Annotated in this window: 26 protein-coding genes and 1 pseudogene; 17 read left to right on the forward strand and 10 right to left on the reverse strand. The window is 60.0% G+C overall.

Going from position 1 to position 24,135, the window contains the following annotated elements:
* Nucleotides 1-12: 12 nt before the first annotated feature.
* Nucleotides 13-870 carry an oxidoreductase gene (locus P0D96_RS02855; protein ID WP_408176812.1) on the reverse strand — a complete coding sequence of 286 codons (858 nt, stop codon included), beginning with the start codon at nt 868-870 and terminating at the stop codon, nt 13-15.
* 116 nt (nt 871-986) lie between these two features.
* Between P0D96_RS02855 and P0D96_RS02860 the strand changes: the two genes are divergently transcribed.
* On the forward strand, nt 987-1,922 hold the full coding sequence (locus P0D96_RS02860; protein WP_408311685.1) for a LysR family transcriptional regulator: 936 nt from the start codon (nt 987-989) through the stop codon (nt 1,920-1,922).
* A gap of 43 nt (nt 1,923-1,965) precedes the next feature.
* Here the strand turns inward: P0D96_RS02860 and P0D96_RS02865 are convergent, their stop codons facing one another.
* Nucleotides 1,966-2,382 carry a response regulator gene (locus tag P0D96_RS02865; protein ID WP_408176815.1) on the reverse strand — a complete coding sequence of 139 codons (417 nt, stop codon included), beginning with the start codon at nt 2,380-2,382 and terminating at the stop codon, nt 1,966-1,968.
* Between the two features lie 131 nt (nt 2,383-2,513).
* Between P0D96_RS02865 and P0D96_RS02870 the strand changes: the two genes are divergently transcribed.
* The 7 genes from P0D96_RS02870 to P0D96_RS02905 all read left to right on the forward strand — a co-directional run bounded on the left by P0D96_RS02870 (nt 2,514) and on the right by P0D96_RS02905 (nt 11,550).
* On the forward strand, nt 2,514-3,635 hold the full coding sequence (locus P0D96_RS02870) for an ATP-binding protein (RefSeq protein ID WP_408311481.1): 1,122 nt from the start codon (nt 2,514-2,516) through the stop codon (nt 3,633-3,635).
* Nucleotides 3,636-4,054: 419 nt separating this feature from the next.
* On the forward strand, nt 4,055-4,927 hold the full coding sequence (locus P0D96_RS02875) for a manganese catalase family protein (protein WP_132374546.1): 873 nt from the start codon (nt 4,055-4,057) through the stop codon (nt 4,925-4,927).
* Nucleotides 4,928-5,210: 283 nt separating this feature from the next.
* Complete coding sequence (locus P0D96_RS02880; protein WP_408311484.1) at nt 5,211-5,993, forward strand: ABC transporter substrate-binding protein; 783 nt, start codon at nt 5,211-5,213, stop codon at nt 5,991-5,993.
* Between the two features lie 216 nt (nt 5,994-6,209).
* Complete coding sequence (locus tag P0D96_RS02885; protein ID WP_459252698.1) at nt 6,210-7,535, forward strand: DesA family fatty acid desaturase; 1,326 nt, start codon at nt 6,210-6,212, stop codon at nt 7,533-7,535.
* 276 nt (nt 7,536-7,811) lie between these two features.
* Nucleotides 7,812-9,785, forward strand: a complete 1,974-nt coding sequence (acs, locus tag P0D96_RS02895) for an acetate--CoA ligase (RefSeq protein ID WP_342960297.1) — start codon at nt 7,812-7,814, stop codon at nt 9,783-9,785.
* A 55-nt stretch (nt 9,786-9,840) separates the two neighbouring features.
* Nucleotides 9,841-10,440: an acetate uptake transporter gene (locus P0D96_RS02900; RefSeq protein WP_323048661.1), complete on the forward strand. Its 600-nt coding sequence runs from the start codon at nt 9,841-9,843 to the stop codon at nt 10,438-10,440.
* Between the two features lie 72 nt (nt 10,441-10,512).
* A complete protein-coding gene (locus P0D96_RS02905; RefSeq protein WP_408311487.1) occupies nt 10,513-11,550 on the forward strand; it encodes a zinc-dependent alcohol dehydrogenase family protein in 1,038 nt (345 codons plus the stop codon).
* A 24-nt stretch (nt 11,551-11,574) separates the two neighbouring features.
* Here the strand turns inward: P0D96_RS02905 and P0D96_RS02910 are convergent, their stop codons facing one another.
* The gene (locus tag P0D96_RS02910) at nt 11,575-12,099 is read right to left on the reverse strand and encodes a universal stress protein (protein ID WP_408176822.1); all 525 of its coding nucleotides are present in this window, start codon (nt 12,097-12,099) and stop codon (nt 11,575-11,577) included.
* 359 nt (nt 12,100-12,458) lie between these two features.
* On the opposite strand from P0D96_RS02910, the gene P0D96_RS02915 reads away from it, so the two are divergent.
* On the forward strand, nt 12,459-13,502 hold the full coding sequence (locus tag P0D96_RS02915) for a DnaJ C-terminal domain-containing protein (protein WP_408176824.1): 1,044 nt from the start codon (nt 12,459-12,461) through the stop codon (nt 13,500-13,502).
* Complete coding sequence (locus P0D96_RS02920; RefSeq protein ID WP_323047375.1) at nt 13,499-13,810, forward strand: chaperone modulator CbpM; 312 nt, start codon at nt 13,499-13,501, stop codon at nt 13,808-13,810. Before P0D96_RS02915 ends, P0D96_RS02920 begins: the two co-directional genes overlap by 4 nt.
* Nucleotides 13,811-13,820: 10 nt before the next feature.
* Here the strand turns inward: P0D96_RS02920 and P0D96_RS02925 are convergent, their stop codons facing one another.
* The 3 genes from P0D96_RS02925 to P0D96_RS02935 all read right to left on the reverse strand — a co-directional run bounded on the left by P0D96_RS02925 (nt 13,821) and on the right by P0D96_RS02935 (nt 15,845).
* Nucleotides 13,821-15,110 (reverse strand): NRAMP family divalent metal transporter, encoded by a 1,290-nt coding sequence (locus tag P0D96_RS02925; protein ID WP_408311490.1) that lies wholly within the window; start codon nt 15,108-15,110, stop codon nt 13,821-13,823.
* A gap of 197 nt (nt 15,111-15,307) precedes the next feature.
* Nucleotides 15,308-15,523: a hypothetical protein gene (locus tag P0D96_RS02930; protein ID WP_132374555.1), complete on the reverse strand. Its 216-nt coding sequence runs from the start codon at nt 15,521-15,523 to the stop codon at nt 15,308-15,310.
* Nucleotides 15,524-15,611: 88 nt separating this feature from the next.
* On the reverse strand, nt 15,612-15,845 hold the full coding sequence (locus P0D96_RS02935) for a hypothetical protein (RefSeq protein WP_408176826.1): 234 nt from the start codon (nt 15,843-15,845) through the stop codon (nt 15,612-15,614).
* Nucleotides 15,846-16,465: 620 nt separating this feature from the next.
* Between P0D96_RS02935 and P0D96_RS02940 the strand changes: the two genes are divergently transcribed.
* The 3 genes from P0D96_RS02940 to P0D96_RS02950 all read left to right on the forward strand — a co-directional run bounded on the left by P0D96_RS02940 (nt 16,466) and on the right by P0D96_RS02950 (nt 19,254).
* On the forward strand, nt 16,466-17,185 hold the full coding sequence (locus tag P0D96_RS02940) for a Crp/Fnr family transcriptional regulator (RefSeq protein ID WP_408176918.1): 720 nt from the start codon (nt 16,466-16,468) through the stop codon (nt 17,183-17,185).
* Between the two features lie 56 nt (nt 17,186-17,241).
* The gene (locus tag P0D96_RS02945; protein WP_408311493.1) at nt 17,242-17,661 is read left to right on the forward strand and encodes a DUF1810 domain-containing protein; all 420 of its coding nucleotides are present in this window, start codon (nt 17,242-17,244) and stop codon (nt 17,659-17,661) included.
* Nucleotides 17,662-17,859: 198 nt separating this feature from the next.
* On the forward strand, nt 17,860-19,254 hold the full coding sequence (locus P0D96_RS02950) for a short-chain fatty acid transporter (RefSeq protein WP_408311496.1): 1,395 nt from the start codon (nt 17,860-17,862) through the stop codon (nt 19,252-19,254).
* Here the strand turns inward: P0D96_RS02950 and P0D96_RS02955 are convergent.
* Nucleotides 19,199-19,573 carry a hypothetical protein gene (locus P0D96_RS02955; protein WP_408311499.1) on the reverse strand — a complete coding sequence of 125 codons (375 nt, stop codon included), beginning with the start codon at nt 19,571-19,573 and terminating at the stop codon, nt 19,199-19,201. The two genes, P0D96_RS02950 and P0D96_RS02955, sit on opposite strands and share 56 nt — an antisense overlap.
* A gap of 44 nt (nt 19,574-19,617) precedes the next feature.
* Here P0D96_RS02955 and P0D96_RS02960 point away from each other — a divergent pair, with 44 nt between their 5' ends.
* From P0D96_RS02960 to P0D96_RS02975, 4 genes and pseudogenes are all read left to right on the forward strand, one after another.
* The gene (locus P0D96_RS02960; RefSeq protein WP_408311502.1) at nt 19,618-19,812 is read left to right on the forward strand and encodes a hypothetical protein; all 195 of its coding nucleotides are present in this window, start codon (nt 19,618-19,620) and stop codon (nt 19,810-19,812) included.
* Between the two features lie 105 nt (nt 19,813-19,917).
* A complete protein-coding gene (locus P0D96_RS02965) occupies nt 19,918-20,454 on the forward strand; it encodes a hemerythrin domain-containing protein (protein WP_408311505.1) in 537 nt (178 codons plus the stop codon).
* Between the two features lie 370 nt (nt 20,455-20,824).
* Nucleotides 20,825-21,229 (forward strand): GFA family protein, encoded by a 405-nt coding sequence (locus tag P0D96_RS02970; protein WP_408311688.1) that lies wholly within the window; start codon nt 20,825-20,827, stop codon nt 21,227-21,229.
* Between the two features lie 270 nt (nt 21,230-21,499).
* A pseudogene (locus P0D96_RS02975) lies at nt 21,500-22,008 on the forward strand (low affinity iron permease family protein).
* Nucleotides 22,009-22,253: 245 nt separating this feature from the next.
* Here the strand turns inward: P0D96_RS02975 and P0D96_RS02980 are convergent.
* The 3 genes from P0D96_RS02980 to P0D96_RS02990 all read right to left on the reverse strand — a co-directional run bounded on the left by P0D96_RS02980 (nt 22,254) and on the right by P0D96_RS02990 (nt 24,015).
* Entirely contained in the window at nt 22,254-22,538 is a 285-nt protein-coding gene (locus tag P0D96_RS02980) for a hypothetical protein (protein WP_408311508.1), read from the reverse strand.
* A 485-nt stretch (nt 22,539-23,023) separates the two neighbouring features.
* Nucleotides 23,024-23,257, reverse strand: coding sequence for a hypothetical protein (locus P0D96_RS02985; RefSeq protein ID WP_408176834.1), 234 nt, complete (start codon nt 23,255-23,257; stop codon nt 23,024-23,026).
* Between the two features lie 374 nt (nt 23,258-23,631).
* Complete coding sequence (locus P0D96_RS02990; RefSeq protein ID WP_408282469.1) at nt 23,632-24,015, reverse strand: hypothetical protein; 384 nt, start codon at nt 24,013-24,015, stop codon at nt 23,632-23,634.
* Nucleotides 24,016-24,135 lie beyond the last annotated feature (120 nt).

Consider the following 24,135-nt stretch of genomic DNA (forward strand, 5'->3'; position numbering starts at 1 on the left):
TCGCGTCAACTATCAATCGTTGAAGTCAGTCGATGCCGACAGGGCCTTCCAGGTTTCGGTTTCCTGCGCGACATAGGCATTCTTGTCAGCGATGGCCTTCAGCGTGTCGGTGCCAAGCGGCAGACGCAGCGGAGGCGTTTGCGCATCGACCAGTTCGATCATCGCCGCTGCGAGCTTGGCGGGATTCCCCGGTTGGTTGTGGTTCAGGTTGGCAGCGATCCGACGCACGTTGCCCGATGTCGCGTCATAGTCCGCAATGACCTCGCGTGCGACGACGAGCGAAGACGTGTCGAGGAAGTCAGTCCGGAAGTAACCTGGCTCGACGACCGTCGCGTGAATGCCGAGCGGCTTCAATTCGGCGTGCAATGCTTCGGTCAAGCCTTCGACCGCGAACTTTGTCGAACTGTACGCGCCGAATCCCGCGGCGGCCCGATAGCCGCCGATCGACGACATATTGATGACGTGGCCGGCGCGCTGCGAGCGCATCGCCGGCAGAACGGCGCGCGTGACGGTCAGCAGCCCGAACACGTTGGTGTCGTACATGCGGCGCACGTCCGCGTCGGTGGACTCCTCGATCGCGCCGAGCAAACCGAATCCCGCGTTGTTGATCAGAACGTCGATACGGCCGAATTTTTCGAGCGCGGCTTGAACGGCGGCTTTCGCCTGCGCTTCGTCCGTGACGTCCAGCGCCACGGGCAGCAATGCCGGCGAGTCGCCGAGGCGCTCGACGATCGCCGCAACATTGCGGCCGGCGGCGACCACCGCATTGCCGTCAGCCAGGGCCGCCTCGGCGATCAGCGCGCCCAGGCCGCGCGACGCGCCCGTGATGAACCAGACACGCTTGAAGCCGTTCTTCGTGAGTTCAACCATGATGCTTCTCCTACGTTTGGGGTGGGTGTGAACGGATCATAGGAGTATTGATTCGCACGAACTAGGCGTAGATTGCTAGACTGATAATCAACTTTTATTTGCTAATGGGGGTGGCGGTGAACGAAGTTCGTGCGATCACCATATTCGTCCGGGCGGCGGAACTCGGAAGCCTGCGCAAGGCGGCCGTGGATCAGGGCATTTCGCCGCAGGCCGCGAGCCACGCGGTGATGCAACTGGAGAAGGAGCTGGGCGTGCGGCTCTTCCATCGAACCACGCGCAAGCTGAGTTTGACCGAGGAGGGGCAGGGCCTGCTCGACAGCGTGAAGCCTGCTTTGGCCGTCCTCTCGTCCGCACTCGACGACGCGCGCCGATCGAAAGCCGAGATTGCGGGCCCGCTGCGGGTGAGCGCGCCAAGGGCGATAGGGCATCTGGTGCTGTGGCCTTACTTTCTGGAATTCGCTGAATTGCATCCGAACGTGCAGCTCGATGTGCAACTCGACGACCACTTCACCGACCTGATCAACGATCGCGCCGATGTGGGGTTTCGCGGCGGGTCTCCGCCGTCGGGCGGCACCATCGCGCGGCGGCTTTTGCCGATCCAGTTGATCGTCTGCGCGTCGCCCGCCTATATCGAGCGCCATGGCGCGCCGCGCACTATCGACGAACTCGACGCTCACCGCTGCACGGGATACCGGCGCGCGAACACGGGCAAGCAGGCCCCGTGGGAATTCCTGATCGGGGATGAAATCGTCTACCGCGACGTTGCCACCGCCCTATGCGTCAATGACACCGACGCCGAGACGGCGGCCGTGATCGCCGGACTCGGCATTGGTCAACTCGGCAGCTTTTCAGCCATCGCGCCGATCAGGAGCGGCCAACTGGTTCCGTTGCTGGTTCAGCATGTCACCCAGCGCGAGGCGGTCTATATCTACTATCGTCATCGAACCGAGCAGCCGCTGCGGGTGAGGACATTTATCGACTTCATGGTCGCGCGCCTGGCGGGGAACAGGAGTTTTTATTTCGAGCCGTCCGAACTTCGTGCGGCCCGTTGAATCTGCGAGGTTGCCGGCGTGCACATGCTCCGAGAACGGATGGTCAACAACGGCTCTGAAGCTGGGCGATGTCCGGGTCGCGGGTACGTGAGCGGAAAGCAATCGCGGAAAGAATGACCGGAAGCTGGGCCGGTTTGGCGAAATGGTGATCGAAACCGGACCTGAGCGATACGGCCCTCTCGGTCTGCGACGACAACCCGGACACCGCGACAAGCAATGGTATGGGCTTGCCCCTGAGACCCCTGATTTTCCTGGCCACCTCTCGACCGTCGAGTCGAGGCATCTGGACGTCAAGAATAACCACTGCGGGAAACCACCGGCAGTACTCGGATAACGCATCGGCTCCGTCTCGTGTGGCTCGAATCTCGTAGCCGTGAAGCTCGAAATACTGGACGTATGCGGCGAGCAGAGCAGGGTCGTCGTCTGCAATGAGTAAATGGTGAGAGCGGACAGGCTTCATCGCCGTTTCTCCGGATCGTGTAGCGGACGAACGCAATTGGCGGACCCGGACCGATCGCACGGCGGATTTCCGCGTAACATGGACGTGGCATCACCGCGCAGTTCAAGGTTTTGCCACTATTCGAGGCGCACATGCGATTGGCTGACTTCATCCTGCGGAACATGGAAGCGATCCTGGCGCAATGGGAGGCGTTCGCCGGCACCCTGTTGCCAGCCGCGGGGAATATGCAATCCCCGGCTTTACGCGACCACGCGCAACAGATTCTCGAGGCAGTGGCGAAGGATCTGTCGACCGCCCAGACGAAGGAAGCACAACTTGAAAAATCACAGGGGCGCGCGCCCCGAATGATCGATGCCCCGGAGACGGCGGCACAAACACATGCCATTCTTCGAGCACGAAGCGGTTTCGACATCCGGCAACTGACGGCCGAATACCGCGCTCTGCGCGCCAGCGTCCTGCGGCTATGGATGGACCAATGCCCGCGCGAGGAACTGGTCATGGACGACGTCATCCGCTTCAACGAAGCAATCGATCAGGCGCTCGCCGAATCGGTCAGCTTTTTCAGCGCGCAAGTGGAGCAGGCTCGCAACCTGTTGCTTGGAATGCTCGGGCACGACATGCGCAGCCCGCTTCAGACCATCCAGATGACAGCGTCGTATCTCGCCGCGTTGAATGCCGGGGAGAGGGTGGCGAGTGCTGCGAGCCGCCTGATCCGAAGCGGCTCGCGCATGCAGGCTCTGCTGGACGATCTGTGTGATTTCAACCGGACGAAGCTCGGTCTGGGTATTAACATCGTTCCGACCCACATTGATCTCGCGACCGTCTTTCGCGACGAACTGGACCAGCTTCGCACAATACATCCTGATCGCCAGTTCGATCTGGAGATGCGGGGCAAATCCGAGGGCGATTGGGACGGCAAACGTCTGCAACAATTGCTCGGCAATCTCGTTCTGAACGCAGTCAAGTACGGCGCGCCGAATACACCGGTGCATGTCATTGTGACCGGTGAGGCGGAGGATGTTCGTATCGTTGTCGCAAATAGCGGAACTTCAATTGAGCCGCTAGCCATGGAACAGATTTTTGAGCCTCTGAGGCGCGGCGTGGGTCCTGAGGAAGGCTACGAGGAGGACAGCCACCTCGGTCTCGGACTGTATATCGTGCGCGAAATTGCGAAGGCTCACGGGGGCGAGATCGAAGTGCGTTCCGGACAAGGCGAAACTGCGTTCGCCGTACGACTGCCGCGCACCAGGTAGCGATTCACTGTGCCGTTACCCAAATGCCTGGCGGCGAGCACGTAAATAACTCTTCTGTACTTGCGGGCGCGCCCGTCAATCGAACTCACGAGGCGTCGGCGCCACCTCGCTGATTTTTTCCGCAGAGCCATGGTGCTGGCCCCGCATGGCCAGTTGAGCAACGGTATTTGCACGATGGGCACAGCGCATGCTGAACAACGATCGGCAATGCGTTGCCATGCACGGCATTTCCGCCGTGCATCCGCCAGAGCGTCCGCTCTGAGAGCCGGACGCCCACCGTTGGGTGCGGGCAGCCATTCGGTTGCACCGCTGTCCGGGTTGATCCATGGTCGCATGCGATTCTGGACAGGTACAGGGACATAACAGGTCCACGTCTGCACCCGTACGGAGTTGCTTCGGCCAGTTACCGGAGAAACCTCATGTTCATCCATAACAAACGCCTCCAATACACCGTGCGCGTCGCCGCGCCGAATCCGGGTCTTGCGAATCTGCTGCTGGAGCAATTCGGTGGACCGCAGGGCGAACTCGGTGCCGCTTGCCGGTACTTCACCCAGGCGGTCGGCGAAGATGATCCTGGCCGAAAGGATCTGTTGTTCGATATCGCAACCGAAGAGCTGAGCCATCTGGAAATCGTTGGCTCGATCGTCGCGATGCTGAACAAAAGTGCCAAGGGCCAACTGGCCGAAGCCGTGGAAGCGGAGGCGGAGCTCTATCGTTCGATGACGGGGGGAGGAAACGACTCCCACACGACGGCGCTGCTGTACGGTGGTGGCCCGGCCCTGACCAATTCGGCCGGCGTGCCCTGGTGCGCCTCCTATGTCGACACGATCGGCGATCCGACGGCCGATCTGCGCTCGAACATCGCGGCAGAAGCTCGTGCGAAGATCGTCTATGAACGCCTGATCAATGTCACCGACGATCCGGGCATCAAGGAAACACTCGGCTTTCTGATGACACGAGAAATCGCCCACCAGAAATCGTTCGAGAAGGCGTTGCATTCGATCCAGCCAAACTTTCCGCAGGGCAAGCTCCCTGGCGTGCCGCAATACACGAGTGTGTACTACAACATGTCGCGAGGCGACGATGCGCCGCGTGGGCCATGGAACGAAGGCCCGGATTGGGAGTTCGTCGAGTCTCCGGAGCCGGCCGTGGATGGTGGTGACGGCATGGCCACCGTCAACGTATCGCAACGCGACGTGAAGGTGTTGCAGGCAATGGCATCGAGAACGGCGTCGGATGTGGCTTCGGATCCGACGACAGGTGCGGACCTCGGCGCGGGTCAGACTGTCTGACGTTGTCGGCGAAGGCGCAGCCGTCCTGACGGCTGCGCCTTCCATTCCCTGGACCTTGCCTCAGTCCGACGCCCGCTCATCTCGTCATGGAATGAAAAGGCGCGTCAGGAACTCGGCCGCCGGCCGGTGGCGTGTTGACATGCACCGCACGCATGAGTTGATTTTTTTAATGAATTGGTAAGACCGGACGAATTACGGTCGAATGGCGGGCGCTGCGCGCCGGATATGGCTCCGACAGCGGGGCCCGCCGCTCATTCGTTTAAAAAATCATGAAAGGAGAAACATGAAATACCTGCTTGCAAGCCTGACCATTGCGCTGCTGGCCATATCTTCCGGCAATGCGATCGCGAAGGAATGGTCGACCGTGCGGTTCGGTGTCGACGCGAGCTATCCGCCGTTCGAATCGAAATCCGCCGACGGCAAGCTCGTTGGCTTCGACATCGACCTGGGCAATGAGATCTGCCGTCGTCTGAACGCAAAATGCGTGTGGGTCGAAAACGCGTTCGACGGGATGATTCCGGCACTGAAGGGGCGCAAGTTCGACGGCGTGCTGTCGACAATGTCGATGACGCCGGCGCGTCAGGCGCAGATCGCGTTTTCGTCGAAGGTGTTCCGTATCCCGACACGCCTCGTCGCGAAGAAGGGCTCGGCGATCACGCCGACGCCGGAAACGCTGAAGGGCAAGCGAATTGGCGTCGAGCAGGGCTCGATCCAGGAAACCTATGCGAAGACTTACTGGGAGCCGGTCGGCGCGGTGATCGTCTCTTACCAGGATCAGGATCTGGTTTACTCCGACCTGATCGCTGACCGCATCGACGCATCGCTGCAGAACGCCGTGCAGGCTGATGTCGGTTTCCTGCGCACGGCGCGAGGCAAGGATTTTGCGTTTGCCGGCAATGCGCTTTACGATGCAAAGACGCTCGGAAGCGGCACCGCGATCGGTTTGCGCAAGGAAGACACCGACCTGAAGGCGAAGATCGACAAGGCGATCGCCGACACACGCGCGGACGGCACATACGACAGCATCGCGAAAAAATATTTCGACTTTGACGTCTATGGCCAGTGAACGCAGCCACAACGCGTGGACGCGGCGGATGAGCGCGTTCAATGTCCGCTTAGGGACAATGTCACCCTAGTTCCCGCAAAGCCCTCATCTGGCCGGGTTGCTGCGATCCCGGACATTTCGCTCCGGGTGCGCGGCAACCTTCGGCGAAGAACCTCCACTTCTGCCGCCACGCTGTCCCCACTTAAGCGCGCACCTGTCACGAAGTGTTGTCAACCGGTGCGGCACCGTACCGACGCCTCCTACGAATTCCGGCATGCTGAAGGTCTTGCACGCTGCGCGATACGACTGATCGGCAGCGAAACGTTCGGATCGGCGCTACGTTGCTGTAGAAAGAAGGCCAACTTGTTCAGTACTTCGCTCGCATTCCTCTCGGACGGCCTGCTTGCCTTTTCCGGGTGGCAGATCCTGCTGGCTACGCTGATATCGACGCACGTCACGATTGTCAGTGTGACGGTCTACCTGCACCGGTGCCAGGCTCACCGCGCACTCGACCTGCATCCTCTCGTCAGCCATTTTTTCCGGTTCTGGCTGTGGATGACGACCGGCATGGTGACAGGCAAGTGGGCTGCGGTGCACCGCAAGCACCACGCGAAGTGCGAGACACAAGAAGATCCTCACAGCCCACAAATCAAGGGCATCTGGGCAGTACTGCTTGGCGGTGCCGAACTCTATCGCACTGAAGTGAATAACGAGGAAACACTGCGCAGATTCGGCCACAGCACGCCGGTCGACTGGATTGAGCGCAACGTCTATGCGAAGTATCCGAACCTCGGCATCAGCCTGCTGATCGTGATCGATGTCGCGTTGTTTGGAGTCGTTGGTGTGTCGGTGTGGGCCGTCCAGATGATTTGGATTCCTTTCTGGGCTGGCGGCGTGGTCAACGGTCTGGGGCATTTCTGGGGTTACCGCAACTTCGGCACTCCTGATGCGAGCACGAACGTGATTCCCATCGGCGTCCTGATCGGCGGCGAAGAACTGCACAACAATCACCACGCCTATGCGACATCCGCAAAGTTGTCGAACCGATGGTACGAGTTCGACATCGGTTGGATGTACATTTGCGTCCTTTCCGCGCTTGGGCTGGCCACGGTCAGGAAAGTGGCGCTGCGGCCGCATCTGGTCAAAGGCAAAGCGGAGATCGACGACGACACGCTGCAAGCTGTACTTCGAAACCGTTTCGAGGTGATGGCAAGCTATGCCCGAACGGCTGAGCGTGCCTTCCGGCAGGAACTGGTGCATGTGAAATACACGAGCCGCCGCGAGAAAGCCCTGCTTATGCGTGGCGTCAGACACTGGTTTCGCGACGACGGGCAGGCAGGGCAAGCCAAGGCGTGTCAACCGGTGCCCAAAGGGGTATACGACCATGCCCCGACGCTTCGTGTCTACGTCGAATTGCGCGAGGATCTGTCGGCAATCTGGACGCGCTCGAATCTCTCTCGTGAACAGCTACTCTGCCAGTTGCAGGACTGGTGCCATCGTGCGGAACAAAGTCGCATCGACGCCCTGAGGCAATTTTCGCTACGTCTTCGTCTTTACGGTTGATACCTGGGTTTAGATCGATCGCGGCCTGGCCGGCGATCTCCGTAGCGAAGCGGATTTCCCAGACTGGTACGCCACCGTACCGACTTCTGGTCACTGCGCGTGCACCGTCATTGCAAGGTCCTGGCGTCGCGCAGCCACCGGAAACGAAGCAATCTCTCGTGTCACGATCTCCCTCACCGATTTCTATTGCCATGCCCGGTCATTGCGCCACGGCGGCGCGACGGCTTGCCGGAAAGCATTTTTCAAGCACGCGCAAAAGCGTGCGAGGAACACATGATGTCAACTACCGATTCGACTCTGGAGGAGCCACAGGCATTCCTCCCACACCCCAGTGTCGCGGCTTACGCCGAGATATCCGGCATGGATGCCTATCGCGCGCTGGTTGCCGAGGCGGAGCGCGATTACACCGGATTCTGGGCCCGTCTCGCACGCGAAACGCTGCAATGGAAAACGCCGTTTTCCTCGATTCTTGATGAATCCCGCGCGCCGTTCTATGAATGGTTTAAAGACGGGACCCTGAATGCCTCGTACAACTGTCTCGACCGCCATGTCGAAGCGGGTAACGGGGACCATGTCGCCGTGATTTTCGAAGCGGACGACGGTACTGTCACGCATGTCACCTATCGCGCGTTGCTCGAAAAGGTGAGCCGCTTTGCCAACGCGCTGCGAACCCGCGGTGTGAAAAAAGGCGACCGCGTGGTGATCTATATGCCGATGTCGATCGAAGGCATCGTGGCCATGCAGGCCTGCGCCCGGATCGGCGCGACGCATTCAGTCGTGTTCGGCGGATTTTCGTCGAAGTCGCTCAATGAACGGATTGTCAATGTGGGGGCGATTGCGCTCGTCACTTGCGATGAGCAGATGCGCGGCGGCAAGGCGTTGCCTCTGAAGAACATTGCAGATGAAGCCCTCGCGATGGGCGGCTGCGACGCGGTGAAGAGCGTGATCGTCTATCGGCGCACGGGCGGCAAGGTCGCGTGGCACGAAGGGCGCGACCTGTGGATGCATGATCTCACGCAAGCCGAGGCAGACGTTTGCGAGCCGGAATGGGTGGGCGCGGAGCATCCGCTCTTCATCCTTTATACCTCCGGTTCGACCGGCGTGCCGAAGGGCGTGCAGCACTCTACGGGTGGCTTCCTGATGTGGGCCGCGCAGACCATGAAGTGGACTTTCGACGCAAAACGTAGCGACGTGTTCTGGTGCACCGCCGACATTGGCTGGATCACCGGTCATAGCTATATTGCGTATGGTCCGATGGCAATCGGCGCAACCCAGGTCGTGTTCGAGGGCGTGCCGACGTGGCCGAACGCCGGCCGCTTCTGGGAGATGATCGCGAAACACCGGGTGACCGTGTTTTACACCGCACCGACCGCCATCCGCTCGCTGATCAAGCTGGCCGATTCCGATCCGAAGGTTCATCCGGACCGCTTCGACCTGTCGACGCTGCGTCTGCTCGGCACGGTCGGCGAGCCGATCAACCCGGCTGCGTGGACATGGTTCTATGAGCACGTCGGTCACGGCCATTGCCCCGTTATCGACACCTGGTGGCAAACCGAAACGGGTGGTCACATGATCGCGCCGATGCCGGGCGCCACGCCGCTCGTGCCGGGCTCATGCACGCTGCCGTTGCCGGGCATCATGGCCGCGGTGGTCGATGAGACCGGGCGCGATGTGCCGAACGGGCAGGGCGGCATCCTTGTCGTCAAACGTCCATGGCCTTCGATGCTGCGCAACGTATGGGGCGATCCGGACCGCTACACGAAGAGCTACTTTCCCGAAGAACTCGGCGGCAAGCTGTATCTCGCGGGTGACGGGGCGGTCCGTGACGAAGACACGGGCTACTTCACGATTACCGGTCGGATCGACGACGTGCTCAACGTATCGGGCCACCGGCTCGGCACCATGGAGATCGAATCGGCATTGGTCGCCAATCCGCTGGTTGCGGAGGCCGCTGTTGTCGGGCGCGCTGACGAGACTACCGGCGAAGTCGTCGTCGCGTTCGTGGTGTTGAAGGGCGAGCGGCCAACCGGTGACGTGGCGATCAGAATCGCGAATGAGTTGCGCAACTGGGTCGGCAAGGAGATCGGGCCGATTGCAAAGCCCAAGGAAATCCGCTTCGGCGAGAATCTGCCGAAAACCCGTTCAGGGAAGATCATGCGCCGTTTGCTGCGTTCGCTTGCGGCCGGCGAAGAAATCACCCAAGACATATCTACACTGGAAAATCCGGCGATTCTCGATCAACTCGGGTGATTCGTCGCGCAGGCCGCGGGATCGCCGGATTGAATTTTATCTTCAGGAGCAGGCCATGGCCAGCGCACCGAACCAAACACCACTCGCGAACCCCGCGCCACTGGGTCTCGCCGGCTTTGCATTGACGACGTGGCTGCTGAGCATGATCAACGCCGGCTGGTTCTCGGGCGAGTCGATGGGTCTCGTGCTCGCCTGCGCGCTTGCCTACGGCGGGACGGCGCAGGCGATTGCCGGCGTGATGGAGTTGCCGCGCGGCAACACCTTCGGCGCGACCGCCTTTCTAAGCTACGGGGCTTTCTGGTGGTCATTCGCGCTCTTCGTGCTGTTTCTGCACGATAAAGTGCCGGCCGCTTTCGTTGGCTGGTATCTGTTTCTGTGGGGCGTGTTTACGTTTTATATGTGGCTGGCCACGTTTCGTTCGCCCCGCGCGCTGCAGGCTATCTTTCTGGCGTTGTGGATCACGTTCGGCTTGCTGGCGGGTGGCGAGTGGACGGGTTCGGCTCTCTTGCGAATGGCTGGTGGTTACATGGGACTTGTCACGGCGGCGCTCGCGTTCTATCTGTCCGCAGCCGATGTGATCAACGAGGTGCACGGCCGGATAGTCATGCCGATTGGCGAGCCACGAGTCTTCAGCCGGCACGCCGTCGCGCTCTGACCGCTCGAACCGATGCTGAATCCGCAAGAGGCGAGAGTCAGCACCTCGCGCATGCAACCGGAGTTACCGAAAATGAAGGCACTGGTCTATCTCGGCCCAGGCAAGAAAGCGGTTGAAGACCGTCCTAAACCGGTCATCGACGCGGCCACCGACGCCATCGTCAGGATCAGCAAGACGACGATCTGCGGAACAGACCTGCACATTCTCAAGGGTGACGTCGCGACCTGCCAGCCGGGCCGGGTGCTCGGGCATGAAGGTACGGGCGTCATCGACGAGGTGGGGCCGGGCGTGACCACGTTCAAGCCGGGTGAGCGCGTTCTCATCTCATGCATTAGTGCTTGCGGCAAATGCGAGTATTGCCGCAAACAGATGTACTCCCATTGCGTGAGCGGCGGCTGGATTCTCGGCAACAAGATCGACGGCACGCAGGCCGAATTCGTCCGGATCCCGCATGCGGATACCAGTCTTTACCGCATTCCCGACAACGCCGACGAAGAAGCGCTCGTGATGCTGAGCGATATCCTGCCGACGGGATTCGAATGCGGCGTGCTCAATGGCAAGGTTGAACCGGGCAGTACGGTAGCCATCGTCGGTAGCGGGCCGATCGGACTCGCGGCGTTGCTCACGGCGCGCTTCTATTCGCCTGCCGAGATCATCATGGTCGATCTGGACGACAACCGGCTGGAGACCGCGAAGCGTTTCGGTGCAACCGTAGTGATCAACAGCGCGGACGGCAACGCAGTGAATGCGATCATGAAGCTCACGTCCGGGCGTGGCGTCGATACTGCCATCGAAGCGGTGGGCATACCCGCCACCTTCGAATTGTGCGAGGAGATCATCGCGCCGGGCGGCACGATTGCGAACGTCGGGGTGCATGGCGTGAAGGTGGACCTTCACATGGAGCACCTATGGGACCGGAATATCACCATCACCACGCGGCTGGTCGATACCGTGAGCACGCCGATGCTGCTGGAGACGTTGCGCTCCCGCAGGCTCGATCCCAAACTTCTGATCACCCATCGCTTCACATTCGAGCAGATCCTCGATGCGTATGAAACCTTTGCGCACGCGGCCGAAACCCGCGCGCTCAAGGTGATCATCGCCGCCTAGCGCGCCGCGATGCATCGGCCGCCATTAGCGCGGCAGTTCATACATTGCCGCAGCGACGTCGGTGTGTGCGGGACCGGCGGTCTGCGCGACCGTGGTTTGCGTTTGCCGGCTCGGGACCAGCAACACGGGCAGGCTTGCACTGCGCACGACGCGTTCGGCCACGCTGCCCAGGAACAGTCGCTTGAAACCTCGTCGCCCATGCGTGCCGAGCACCAGCAGGTCCGCATTGAATTCGTTGGCGGAAATGCGGATCCGTTCCGAAATGTCCTCGCCGATCGGCGCGACGTCGACGATCCGCGGTGTGCCGGCTACGTTCTCGTGCTTCATTCGCGCCAGTGCGTCGGCCAGCAGTTGCTCGCCCTCTTTAACAAAGGCATCGCGCAGGATTGTCGGGTCATAGCCGGAGGCGTCGTATGCCATCAATGGGTTGTCGACCACATAGAGTGGCTGCAACTGCGCGTCATTGGCGCGTGCGAGTTGCAGCGCGCTGTCGAACGCGTGTTCAGACGTCTCGCTACCGTCGATCGCTACCAGAATGCGTTTATACATGTCGGCCTCGAAGAATTCGTTCGTGTCCGTCGTATGTCGCGGTAGGGATAATCATTGTGGTGGGCTCCTTGACGAACGGTGTATTTCGCTGGGCTCGACTCGGATATCGACGGCGTGCCAGTCGACCGTAAACAGCACAGTGAATAGCCCACCTTGCGCTCAATAGCGGTGTAATGCAATGAACAGATCACCTGAATTGTCGCGATGCGGTACGGCAGCGTACCGACTTCGGTCGGTCCTGCGCGCACCGTGAAATGGAAGGGTTCGCATTGCCTCGACGGTGCCATTTCATCGGCTCCTTCGTCCCGCTGTGGTACCGCTGAAGTCAGCGCGCGCGGATTTTCTCAAAGGTCTTCGGTATGAAATACAAAGACTACTACGAAGTGCTGGGATTGCCGCGCAGTGCGACGCAGGACGACATCAAGCGTACGTATCGCAAGCTCGCCCGCAAGTATCATCCGGACTTGAGCAAACTCGACGATGCGGAGCCGCGCTTCAAGGAGGTAGGCGAGGCGTATGGCGTGCTCAAAGATACGGAGAAGCGCGCGGCCTACGACCGGCTGGGGGACCAGTGGCGCAACGGTCAGGACTTCGAGCCGCCGCCGCGGTGGGACGAAGGGTTCGAATTCAGCGGCGCGGACAACAGCGGTGCGGAGGATGCACGCTTCAGTGAATTTTTCGACGCGCTTTTTCGTGGCCAGGATGCCGGTGGTGATCGTAGGTCGACCAGGCAGGCGCGACATACTGCCGGCGCCGGTCACGCACGCGCGACGGACCAGGAGTTGGAAGATGCTTATGCCGGTGTCGGTTTCTCGGTTCCGGGTCAGGATCACCACGCCAAAGTGGTGATCGATCTGGAGGATACCTATCGTGGAGCGCAGCGCACGATTTCGCTGGAGACGCCGGTGCTCGAAGCAAGCGGACATGTCGTGCTGAAATCGCGCACGCTCGATGTCTCCATTCCGAAGGGCGTGCACGGTGGGCAGCATCTGCGGCTGGCCGGCCAAGGGGGCGCCGGTTTCGGAGAGGGGCGTGCCGGAGACCTGTACCTGGAAATCACGTTGCGCCAGCATGCACATTTCCGTGTCGACGGCCGCGATGTGACGATCATCGTGCCGGTTGCGCCCTGGGAAGCGGCACTGGGCGCACGCGTTACCGTGCCGACGCCTGACGGAGCCGTCGAAATAACCGTGCCCAAAGATTCTGGCGGCGGCCAACGCTTGCGCCTGAAAGGCAAGGGAATCCCCGCGAGCGGTCCGGCCGGTACATCGGGTGATCTCTATGCGCAATTGAACATCGTCCTGCCGTCGGCTGACAGTGAGCCGGCACGCGCGGCTTACGAGGCACTACGACAGGCCTGCGAATTCGACCCGCGCGCGCATTTCTCAGGTGATCCATCATGAACGAATCGCGCACGGCCTGGCTCGAATGCCTGATCGTCGAGGAAGAGATCGAGTTCACGCTACACGAATTGTGCCGGGTGTCCGGCGCTTCTGAGAATGAGATATTCGATTGGATCGAGCAAGGCGCGATCGAGCCGAAACGCGTCAGCGAGGACGACGGCCCGCACTTCGACGGCGCCTCGTTGCGACGTGCCCGCAAGGCCCGTCATCTTGCGCGGGATCTCGAGATCAACGCTGCGGGTATCGCGCTCGCACTCGATCTGCTGGATGAAATCGAAGCCTTGCGAGCGCAGTATACGAGGCGATAGAACGGCTCCCTCATGTGAACCAGGCGAGCCCCATCGCCACGACCGTAGCCGCCATCACGCCTGTCGCCACCCAGCCGAGGATGCGTAGAGCTGGCGGAAGCGTGAAGCCGGACATGATGCGGGTACGCATCGAGAGATGCATCATGACGATCGTCACGGGCACCGCGACAACACCGTTGAGGACGGCGCTCCAATAGAGCGCTTTGACCGGATCGATCGACGTGAAGTTCAGACCGGCGCCGACTGCCGTCGCGGCGGCAATCACGCCGTAGAACGCCTTCGCCTGCGAGGGCAGCCGCGCGAGGCCCACCCGCCACGCGAACAATTCTCCCACCGCATAGGCACCCGAGCCGGCCAGCACAGGCAGCGTCAACAAACCGGTGCCGATGATGCCGGCGGCGAACACAAAGAACGTGAATGGACCTGCTATGCCACGCAGCGCCTCAGCCGCCTGCGCCGAAGTCTGAATATCGAAGAGTCCGTGCGCGTGCAAGGTCGTCGCCGTCGTCACGACGATGAAGAACGCGATCACATTCGAAAGCGCCATGCCGAGGTACGTGTCGACGCGGATCCGCGCGAACTCGGCAGGCGCTTCCCACGGTGCGTGGGTCAACGGATGCGCGCCGGGTCGCTCCTTTTCGTCTTCGACTTCCTGCTCTGCCTGCCAGAAAAACAGATAGGGGCTGATCGTCGTACCCATGACAGCGACGATGGCGACGAGATAATCCGGTTTGATGGATAGCGACGGCAATAGTACGGCCCAGCCGACCTGATCCCACGGCACTTTAACGACAAAGGCGCAGATCACGTAGCTGAACAACGACAGGCACAGCCATTTCAGAACCGACACATAGCGTGCATAGCGCGTGAATACTTCCAGCACGACCGACAGCAGCCCGAAACCGCAAACGTAGAGCAGGACAGGACCGGAGATCAGCAGCTTGAGCGCAGCGCCCATCGCGCCCAGGTCCGCACCCAGGTTGATGGTGTTCGCGACGAGCAGCAATCCGACCAGGCTGGTCGACAACCAGCGCGGATAGTGCTCGCGCAGATTGCCGGCGATGCCGCTTCCGGTGATGCACCCGATGCGCGCGCTGATCTCCTGGATCGCGGCCATCAACGGATAGCTGAACAGGAGTGTCCAGGCGAGGCCATAGCCGAATTGCGCACCGACCTGGGAATACGTTGCGATACCGCTCGGATCGTCGTCCGATGCGCCGGTGATGAGGCCCGGGCCCATCACCTGTGGCAGCTTTGGACGAGTCGGCTGTTTGACCGGATCGTGGGTGAGCGTGTCCATGAGCGGGGCGCTCCTCGTGGCGGGCGAGTCGGTATGGGACTCTCAGGCAGTATCGGGTGCGGTGGACCCGGCGTTACGGTGGTCGTCGAAGACCGCGATTCCGACGTCATAGGGAGCCATGCGAGTCGTCCTTGAAAAGGTGAGAGGTATGCAAGCTGCCGCGCCGTGTGCAACGAGCTTTGGAAGTGCGGCCCGTGCTATTTCAGATTATTGAGTTCGGCACGCGCGAGCGTCTCGACCGATTCCCATGCGACATCTTCACGTTCGAAGAAAGTGTCGAGTTTGATCAGTTCCTTGCCCTTTGCCGCGCCTTTCCGAACGATACACACACTCGCCACCCAGCCATCGGCGACATGATCCTTGACCGTCATGTAGGCGTCGTGTGTCCTGCTTGAAATGATTCTGTCTGCCATGGTGCCGCCTGTCTGATTGAACGACAGCCACGCTGGTCGCCGTCGCTGCCGGGTTAAGCTTGAGGTTCGTCGATAACTGTCGGCACTGCTACATCCCGAACTTGTGTTCCGCAATGTATCTGTCGCCATATGCGAGTGCAGCCGCATAGCCTTCCTCGCTGGTTGCAAAGACGCCGACGTCATAGTGCTTGTCGGCGGAAGGAAGGCAACCTTCCACAGCATGCCGAAGATGAAAATTGAAGGTGCCGTCCTGCAGTTCCATGCATTCGGGGGTGAATGTATGAATACGGGCCTGATACAACTTCTGGATGTTTTGCCTCATGACCTGCTCCTGCCTTATATGCCTTTGAATACAACGGACTAGCGACTCCTCGGTCATCGCTGGGCGACGATAGTAGACACGCTACGCGCACGCGCGGGAGAAAGCGGTACGACAACGTACAGACGCCCGTCCATGTTCAAACGCACAATCCGCGCCGGTCTCGCGAGATTCTTTGGATGTCGGCGGGCACTGATCCGCCAAGGCTTGCGGCAATCATCAGACGTGGGCTAAACCTTCATTTCGTTGAATTCCGGCTCAATACGCGTCCGGCAGCGCCTTTTTTGGCAACGTACAAGTGGAAGCAACGATTGCCGTTCAGCCGAGCGTTAGGTCGAGAAGGCCGAGCATGGCAATCGTTTCGAAGGTCGTGCAATCCGCATGCACGGCGTCTCGCACCGCGAATTCATGCCAGGACACGGATCGGCGCGTAACTTCGACGCGACTTATAATCTTTTTTGCGTATTAGCCAGATCTCGAGTAACGCGAAGATTACCGCATCGTGACGCGCTGCGGCACAAGCCGCAAAGGTGTTGGAGCATTCCTCCTTCTATCCATATTCACCCGTCAGGAAATCGTCGGCGAAAGCGGCGCGGTTCCGGGCGAGCTGCGGAGAGTGTGAAATGTCTCAAGATCACCGTCAAAACGAAAATCATCTGATGGCCGTGTTGCCTGACCTGGAGTGGGAGCGTCTGGCGCCGCATCTGTCGCTCGTGGAGATGCCGCTTGGCAACGTCGTCTATGAATCCGGCGATCGCCTCAGTTACGTTTATTTCCCAACCACCTGCATTGTGTCGCTGCTGTATGTGATGGAGGACGGGGCGTCCGCCGAAATCGCGATCGTCGGCAACGAAGGGCTCATCGGCATCGCGCTTTTCATGGGTGGCGAGACCACGCCGAGCCGCGCGGTCGTACAAAGCGCAGGGCAGGCATATCGCTTGGACGCTCAAATCCTGAAAGAGGAGTTTCATCGTGCAGGGCCTGTCCAGCGCCTTTTGCTGCGCTATACCCAGGCGTTGATCACGCAGATGGCGCAGACCGCCGTATGTAATCGTCACCATTCGATCGACCAGCAGTTGTGCAGGTGGCTGCTGCTCAGCATCGACCGCCTCTCGTCGAACGAACTGAAGATGACGCAGGAGCTGATCGCCAATATGCTGGGCGTGCGCCGCTCCGGCGTAACCGAGGCCGCACTGAAACTGCAGGATGCAGGTTTGATTCGGTACAGCCATGGACACATCGAGGTATTGGATCGGCCGGGGCTAGAAAAGCGTGTGTGCGAATGTTACGGCGTAGTGAAGCGCGAATTCGACCGGTTGCTGCCCGCCTTGAAAGCGCTATAAAAAACGGCGTGAGCGCGTGCTGGCGCGAATTCAATTCAGTGTGAACGGAGAGCGAATTGGACGATCCTTTCAACCTTCAGCGCTTTGTCGACGCTCAGGATCCGCTGTACGCGCAGGTCTGTGACGAACTGCGCAACGGGCGTAAGCGCAGCCATTGGATGTGGTTCGTGTTTCCGCAGATCCAGGGGCTTGGAACGAGTGCGATGGCGCAGCGGTTCGCGATTTCGTCGTTGGCCGAGGCCGATGCTTATCTGCGCCACCCGATTCTGGGCGAACGGCTGAGGCAATCGACGCAACTGGTCAACGTTGTCGATGGTCGTTCAATCGAGGAAATTTTCGGGTATCCGGATTACCTGAAGTTTCACTCGTCGATGACGCTATTCGAGCGCGCGGCGATCGACAAAGAGCCCTTTGCGCAAGCGCTCAGAAAGTATTTCCATGGCCAAGGCGATCCTCTAACGTTTGAGCGCCTCTAGCGCGCACTTGCCGGGGCAGCGCAATTGCTGCGCCCCGCATTGATTCAACTTACCCTCCATCGACCACCTTTCAGGCGAACAGTTAAGCCTTGTCCAGGACGCTTCGCGAGCGGACAAAGTAGCGAACGCATCTGCGTGCGGCCCGTCATCGATTGCCGGTGCTGTAAGCGATGTAATGTCAATAACGGTTAGACAATCATGAACGAGAAAGACATTCACTCAGCCAACACAACTCGCAGCGCGCGCCGCCGGAACGTCGTCGCGGGTCTCGTCTACGTGTTCGAGCAGGTCATGCCGGACCCATTCGTCCTTGCAATTGGCTTGACGCTCGTGGTGGTCCTGCTCGCCATGGCCTTCGCACCGCATGCGTCGCTCGCCGTCATCCTGAGCTCGTGGTACGGCGGCACGTTCAACATTCTCGGCTTCGCGCTGCAGATGATCCTGATTCTCGCGACCGGCTATGCGATCGCTGACGCACCGCTCGTCCAGCGCGGACTGCGGGCGATGGCTGCGGGCGTGCGCACGCCGACGCGCGCCGCGCTGTTGGTCTTTCCGATCGTCGCGGTGGCCGCGTGGCTCAACTGGGGGCTTGGCCTGGTTGTCGGCGCGCTCCTGTCGCGCGAAATTGCGAGGCGCGTAAAGGTGGATTTCGCATGGCTCGTCGCGGGTAGCTACTCCGCGTGGTCGGTCTGCAATAGCGGCTTGTCCAGTTCGATCGCGTTGTCACAGGCATCGCACGGCAATGCATTGAACCTGGTCGAAAAAGCCACCGGACAGGTGATTCCGTTGAGTGAGACCGTGTTTGCGCTTTTCGTCTTCATCCCGACCGTCCTCGTCGTTGTCGTCATGACGGCGATCTTCATCTGGATGCACCCGAAGCAGGAGAATGTGGTCGCTTTCAATGAAACGCAGCCTGCGCCTGAAGCACAGACAGAGGCCGATCCGCATGCGAGGGACGCGAAGACATCATCGTTCGCTGCCCGCGCCGAGCGGTCCATGCTCGGCACGCTGCTCCTGCTGGCGCTGGGCGTGGGCTATCTCGCGCTGACGTGGTCCAGCAAAGGCTTCGAGTTGGACATCAACACGACGATCCTGATCTTCCTGCTGGCAGGGCTGGCGCTGCAGCGCACACCGATCGCCTATGCCGATGCAATTCGCCGCGCCGCGCGGCAGACCGGCTCGATGTTGCTCCAATATCCGATGTACGGCGGCATCATGGGCATCATGACGGGGACCGGACTGGCGTCGACGATCGCCAAGACGTTTGTGGCCATTGCCACGCCGGTGACGCTTCCCGTCCTGAGCTACTTCAGCTCGCTGATCATCACGCTGCTCATTCCCAGCGCCGGCGGTCACTGGGCCGTTCAGGGGCCTTTTGTTCTTCCGGCCGCATTGAGCCTGCATGCTTCGGTTCCACGCACGGCGATGGGCGTCGCCATGGCCGAGAACGTCTCTAACATGCTGCAACCTTTCTGGGCGGTGCCCGTTGTTGCGATCGCTGGCATTCGCATCCAGCGGGTCATGGGCTACACGGCGATCACTTTTGTAGTATCGCTCGTGATCTATGCGGCGGCGCTTTGGCTGATTCCGTGATTCGATTGCACATGCGCCGGGCAGAAGAAGCTGCTGGCGCGCCGCTGCGTTTTTTGATGAACTGGTTCACGCGCGTCGCTCGGAAGCGGGTGGGCATGGTCTGATGAATCGCACGCTCCATCGAGCTCGACACGCCGCACGCGACCAGAGTCAGCGACGCGTTCGCCTTTTCTTTTTGGGTTTCGGCGGCGCGAGCGCAGCGGTCCAGAAAGCGGTGGTCCCGCGCTTCGCCGCCGCCGTCGCGTGACCGCGCGCTGAACCCGCCACTGCATTTGCGCCGCTCAACCACATGCTGAGGAAGGGATTCTTTTTCATCCACGGATTTTTCATGTCAGGCCCGATCGAATAAGGGTTGTCCAGTTCATGCCGAACGAAGATCGCAACGGGCATACCTATCGGACCGCGATCGGCGCGCCGGTGCAAATCGAGCGCGGAATCGATCCTGCCGAACGTAAATCGGCAGATCGCGCGCGCGAGACGGCAACTACCGGCAACAATCGCTTCCCCGACCGACGGCGAATTGAACACACCAGTTGTACATTCGCGCAGTCGGGCTGACGCGAACACGTCCGGCCGATCACTTCGGCAGAACTCACCGTGACTGGGCATGACGCTTGCGCGATTAAGCGTCAACCGTTAAACCCGATCACCGAGGAGAGCAGCATGGAAGCGACAAAGCAGGACAACAAGGCGACTGTATCCGGCGCGCACGATGCCTTAGCCTTTCTCGAGGCGGAACATCGCGCGGTCGAAAAATTATTCACGGCGTTCGAGAAAGCCGCGGACGATGATCTTGAAGCGAAGTCGGCGCTCGCGCAGCGCGCCTGCGAAGAGCTATCCATTCATGCGATGCTCGAAGAGGAACTGCTTTATCCGGCGGCGCAGGAAGCTCTGCCTGACAGCGACAAGGTCGACGTCGAAGAAGCGTACGTCGAGCACTTCCTCGTCAAGACGCTGATCGCGAAGTTTGAAACGATGAAAGCGGGCGATAAAGGCTTCGACGCGACCTTCAAGGTGATGAGCGAGATGGTGGGGCATCACGTCGAGGAAGAGGAGGAGGAACTCTTTCCGGAACTGCGCAAGTCGAATTGTAATCTGCGCACGCTGGGCGAGAAGATGGCGAAACGCAAGGCCGAACTGCAGAGCAAGGTCGATGCGGTGGGGAGCAGATCGGTGGGCGATAAGACGGCGGCGCTTTAAGCGTAGCAAAGCGATAGTGGATCGCGAACGCGCGGCAAAAAACCGAAAATATATAACGCTGGAGCAGCCCGCTGCGAGAAAGGCACGCTGTATGCTGCCGTCGTTCTACCCGGCAGCCGCTTCGTTGAGCGGTTGCCTCTTCAAGACTCTTTGCTCTTGATAGGACACGATCAGCACCGCAGAAGAAAGGAACGTCGAAGGGCACTGTGTCGCACAGTAGCACGGCCGAGACGAAACAGGGTAAGCCGCACAAACAGGCTGCAGCGATTGCGTCGAGCCGGGGGCGCAAGTCGGGCGCGAAGATTTCGAAGAAGAGCGACAAGTAAAGGCTGGTGCGCGGTCCTCGGAGTCCGCGAAGGAGGGCGTGGTGATGGCGACGAGTGAATCAGTCGAAGAAACCGGCGGATGTGCTTGCGGTGCGGTGCGATTCCGCGTCACCGCACGACCCCGGCGAGTGTCGATATGTCACTGCATGACGTGTCGGCGAATACATGGCAACGTGTTCGGCGGTTATGCCATGTTCGAGCGTGGCGGTGTGGAGATTTCCGGCGCTACGCAGGCGTGGCAGAGTTCGCCTGAGGCGCGAAGACATTTTTGCCCGACACGTGGTTCGATCGCGCTCATGGAATACCTCGGCAGCGACGAACTGGATCTCCCGCTGGGAGGCTTCGACCGCGTCGGCCTGTATGAGCCGAGCTACGAGCTTTGGTGCTGCCATAAAGAGCCGTGGCTGCCCGGCGGAGTGCGCGCCGAATATAACGAGAACGGACCATGACGCTTGTTCGATGAAAGCAGGGGAAGTGTGATGACGTGGATGCTACGGTCGCCTACCAGTGCCGAACGCGGTTTGCTTGCTGGATCTGGAAGTCGCTCTCGCCAGGCAAGAAGTACAAAGCCGGTATCAGTTGCCATAGCGCAATCCACGCGGACGCCGCTGTGAGCGATCAATCGACGTCAGCGGCGGCTCTATCCTTGCAGAACGATTTCAACCGGCCGCGGCATGAAGTTTGCAGAAAAGGAGACGCGCAACCTTCTGGAGCCGGTCATGACCACCCAACCTGTCGCCCCTTCGCCAACTGACGAACTCGACACCGTTCCAGACACATCGAGTCCTGCCTACGCCGGCCGTGACCCGCTAACGCGTCTATTCGACCGGTTTGCAAGCCTCGTCACGCGATGGGCCCACCCACTGCGTTCTCTCTCGCAGTGCTGACAGTCGTTGCCTGGGTGGTTACGGGGCCTATCTTTCACTACTCGGACGGATGGCAACTTGTCATCAACACCGGGACCACCATCGTTACGTTTCTGATGGTCTTTCTGATCCAGCAGAGCGAGAACAAAGACAGCGTCGCGTTGCATCTCAAGCTGAATGAACTGCTTTCCTCGCATCGAGCCGCAAACAACAATCTGATCGGCATCGAGGACGCGTCTGAGGAAGAACTCCGAAGACTGGCGGCAGCTTACCTACGTTTGTCCACTCAGTGTGATGCTCAAGGTTCGCCCGGAAAGGGCGGCGTGGTGAAGGGACCCGTGGGGCATCCCGTCGAAAGTTGACTTCACCGCTGGCGAACAAGTGTCGCGCGAAGCGTTGCATCAACGTTTCATGGCCCGCTTTTCTATGAGCGGGCGTTCAGGGTGGAAGACGAGTCGCTCGCCCGGCTTAGGCGATTGCGTGGGGCTGTGCCGGGCTCGCGCGCCGTTCCGCTGGCAGCGTTGACGGGCGTGGCAAGGGCCATTCGATCATGGCGGCGTGAAAGCCGGCCAGTACCTGTTGATCAACAACTGCCTACATCGCTCCTTTACAGGCGGCTAATTCCACTGTCTATCTGGTCAAACATGAATCGCAGGCGAGTCACCCGCCTGGCACTGCCGGGAAGCAATGTCTGCGCTGTTTCGAGCGCTGTAATACGCTGACGCCAATAGACAAGTCCAAGAACATTGTTGGTGACGAGTTGCGGGAGTATGTGTTCGAGGTGAGCGAGATCTTTTTCAAGCTGATGATGCGACATATTGATCCTTTTGCCGAGATTGAAGCTCCGGAAACCTGACGCTCCAGTCGATATGGCGGCCAGTCCCTCCGCCATTTATCGGCAGAGCCTTGTATACGGTTCACTTGGCTACGCCGACCGACTAGTCCTCGAAGGCAACCAGGAGCCTCGGAAAGGAGGGTGCGGAGATCACCGGCGAAGCGGCCGAAGCGCACAGGCAACGAATTACCGCTTGGTGTTCGAAGATCACTCACCGTTTTCGGCGTTGGCCATTGCCGCGCATAGCCATGCCGAGCGCGTCACGGACTGTGCTCAAGCCTCTATACGCATGCGCTGTCGGCCATCAACATCTGGATGTGGACATGCGACAGCGAAATTTTCGTTTCGCCCATATCGACACTATCCAAATAGAAATCATCACATGGACGCTTTAACGGCCATATGTGCGGTTCGCGGTGCATCACTGCAGCATTGCAATTGTCGTTTCCACTCTATCTGGCATGCGGGAGCATGTCCGTACGGTGCCGTACCGCGAAGGCCTTGTTTCTCGCGTGGGAATGGATAACGACGCTGCGCGGCATTCATACGTGGCGAATCAAGATCGAGTTCCGCCGCAGGCCCGTGAATATCCAGTTCCTACGGGCATTTCCCGTGTGCCTGATCCATCGTTTGGTCGTTACGGATTGAGCCGACTCCGTGTCGCGTTCCTTTTCTTCCACAACCACTGGCATGCCATCATCCGTCGCATTTTCCGCGGCTTCTCTTCGCCTTCTGTTTTCTTCCAATTCCTCTGTATTGACCTGATCATCATTCATGATTCTCTCCTACCAAAAGAAAACGGCTTCACCAACGGGATGTCGGCATCCGTCCCGTAGCGTCGGCGACGGGGCACATTCGTAGTTCGGGGCACGGTCTTCTTTGCGCGTCAGCGCGTACGATCTTTTTCGTACACGAAGTGCCGCCGGCATCGACATCCGGAATAGTTGCGTTGCAGCGACCGCAGCAACGAGTGAAAGCGGCAAGACACGATTCGGACAGGACGATACAGAAACGCGTTCGCTGAGCCAGTGGCAAGTGCCGCCGTTGACTCTTCAGGCCTTGCAGTCAGTGTGCAATCCGGAACGGCCGCGTGCCGCAATGCCAGTAGGCTTGCCGGTCAATCAAGTGGATGTGGTCAGAGACCTCGGCGTCAACGCTCTGCCGACGGCGCTGAATAGCGCCACTTGCTTGCGTTTGAATCGATGCGGGCGTCATTGACGCGTCGTTTTTCCGCCCGTGCACGATCCGCCTGTTCGAGGGAGAGTGCTTGTGCCTGACGCGACAGAGCATATTCGCTCACGTTGCCAGACGTACGTGCTGCAATTTTGATTTGTGATCGCATGATGATTCCAGAACAAGGGACACTAAGTGCGACCCATGTACTGACTGTATACCCATCGCCCGATGCAAGCACGCTTTCCTTTACAAAGGTGAAAACCGGAACGGTAGGGCTGCTTCTTTCTCGAACGCGCAACGGCACGCCGGAAATCTTCGGCAACGCATCCTTTCGCGCGTTTTTGCAAAAGGTGTTCATCAAACAGGTCCCGCGAGGCAGTGCGGGCACTTTGACTCTTTAGCGTTCGTCAGAGCGTGTTTATCACCCGTGCTGAAGTAACAGGCCCAACATCGTAGGCAACAGATGTCGGGGCCGGCT

The sequence above is a fragment of the Paraburkholderia sp. RL17-347-BIC-D genome (genome assembly GCF_046027915.1).
Classification (GTDB): domain Bacteria; phylum Pseudomonadota; class Gammaproteobacteria; order Burkholderiales; family Burkholderiaceae; genus Paraburkholderia.

Excerpts from the sequence above, each read along its gene's own strand:
- P0D96_RS02990 (WP_408282469.1), bottom strand. The coding sequence starts at position 24,015 with ATGAACACCTTTTGCAAAAACGCGCGAAAGGATGCGTTGCCGAAGATT.
- P0D96_RS02930 (WP_132374555.1), bottom strand. The coding sequence starts at position 15,523 with ATGGCAGACAGAATCATTTCAAGCAGGACACACGACGCCTACATGACG.
- P0D96_RS02965 (WP_408311505.1), top strand. The coding sequence starts at position 19,918 with ATGGAAGCGACAAAGCAGGACAACAAGGCGACTGTATCCGGCGCGCAC.
- P0D96_RS02920 (WP_323047375.1), top strand. The coding sequence starts at position 13,499 with ATGAACGAATCGCGCACGGCCTGGCTCGAATGCCTGATCGTCGAGGAA.
- P0D96_RS02855 (WP_408176812.1), bottom strand. The coding sequence starts at position 870 with ATGGTTGAACTCACGAAGAACGGCTTCAAGCGTGTCTGGTTCATCACG.
- P0D96_RS02865 (WP_408176815.1), bottom strand. The coding sequence starts at position 2,382 with ATGAAGCCTGTCCGCTCTCACCATTTACTCATTGCAGACGACGACCCT.
- P0D96_RS02905 (WP_408311487.1), top strand. The coding sequence starts at position 10,513 with ATGAAGGCACTGGTCTATCTCGGCCCAGGCAAGAAAGCGGTTGAAGAC.
- P0D96_RS02935 (WP_408176826.1), bottom strand. The coding sequence starts at position 15,845 with ATGAGGCAAAACATCCAGAAGTTGTATCAGGCCCGTATTCATACATTC.
- P0D96_RS02950 (WP_408311496.1), top strand. The coding sequence starts at position 17,860 with ATGAACGAGAAAGACATTCACTCAGCCAACACAACTCGCAGCGCGCGC.
- P0D96_RS02910 (WP_408176822.1), bottom strand. The coding sequence starts at position 12,099 with ATGTATAAACGCATTCTGGTAGCGATCGACGGTAGCGAGACGTCTGAA.
- P0D96_RS02960 (WP_408311502.1), top strand. The coding sequence starts at position 19,618 with ATGCCGAACGAAGATCGCAACGGGCATACCTATCGGACCGCGATCGGC.
- P0D96_RS02870 (WP_408311481.1), top strand. The coding sequence starts at position 2,514 with ATGCGATTGGCTGACTTCATCCTGCGGAACATGGAAGCGATCCTGGCG.
- P0D96_RS02925 (WP_408311490.1), bottom strand. The coding sequence starts at position 15,110 with ATGGACACGCTCACCCACGATCCGGTCAAACAGCCGACTCGTCCAAAG.
- P0D96_RS02915 (WP_408176824.1), top strand. The coding sequence starts at position 12,459 with ATGAAATACAAAGACTACTACGAAGTGCTGGGATTGCCGCGCAGTGCG.
- P0D96_RS02900 (WP_323048661.1), top strand. The coding sequence starts at position 9,841 with ATGGCCAGCGCACCGAACCAAACACCACTCGCGAACCCCGCGCCACTG.
- P0D96_RS02970 (WP_408311688.1), top strand. The coding sequence starts at position 20,825 with ATGGCGACGAGTGAATCAGTCGAAGAAACCGGCGGATGTGCTTGCGGT.
- P0D96_RS02985 (WP_408176834.1), bottom strand. The coding sequence starts at position 23,257 with ATGAATGATGATCAGGTCAATACAGAGGAATTGGAAGAAAACAGAAGG.
- P0D96_RS02980 (WP_408311508.1), bottom strand. The coding sequence starts at position 22,538 with ATGGCGGAGGGACTGGCCGCCATATCGACTGGAGCGTCAGGTTTCCGG.
- P0D96_RS02940 (WP_408176918.1), top strand. The coding sequence starts at position 16,466 with ATGTCTCAAGATCACCGTCAAAACGAAAATCATCTGATGGCCGTGTTG.
- P0D96_RS02875 (WP_132374546.1), top strand. The coding sequence starts at position 4,055 with ATGTTCATCCATAACAAACGCCTCCAATACACCGTGCGCGTCGCCGCG.
- acs (WP_342960297.1), top strand. The coding sequence starts at position 7,812 with ATGTCAACTACCGATTCGACTCTGGAGGAGCCACAGGCATTCCTCCCA.
- P0D96_RS02880 (WP_408311484.1), top strand. The coding sequence starts at position 5,211 with ATGAAATACCTGCTTGCAAGCCTGACCATTGCGCTGCTGGCCATATCT.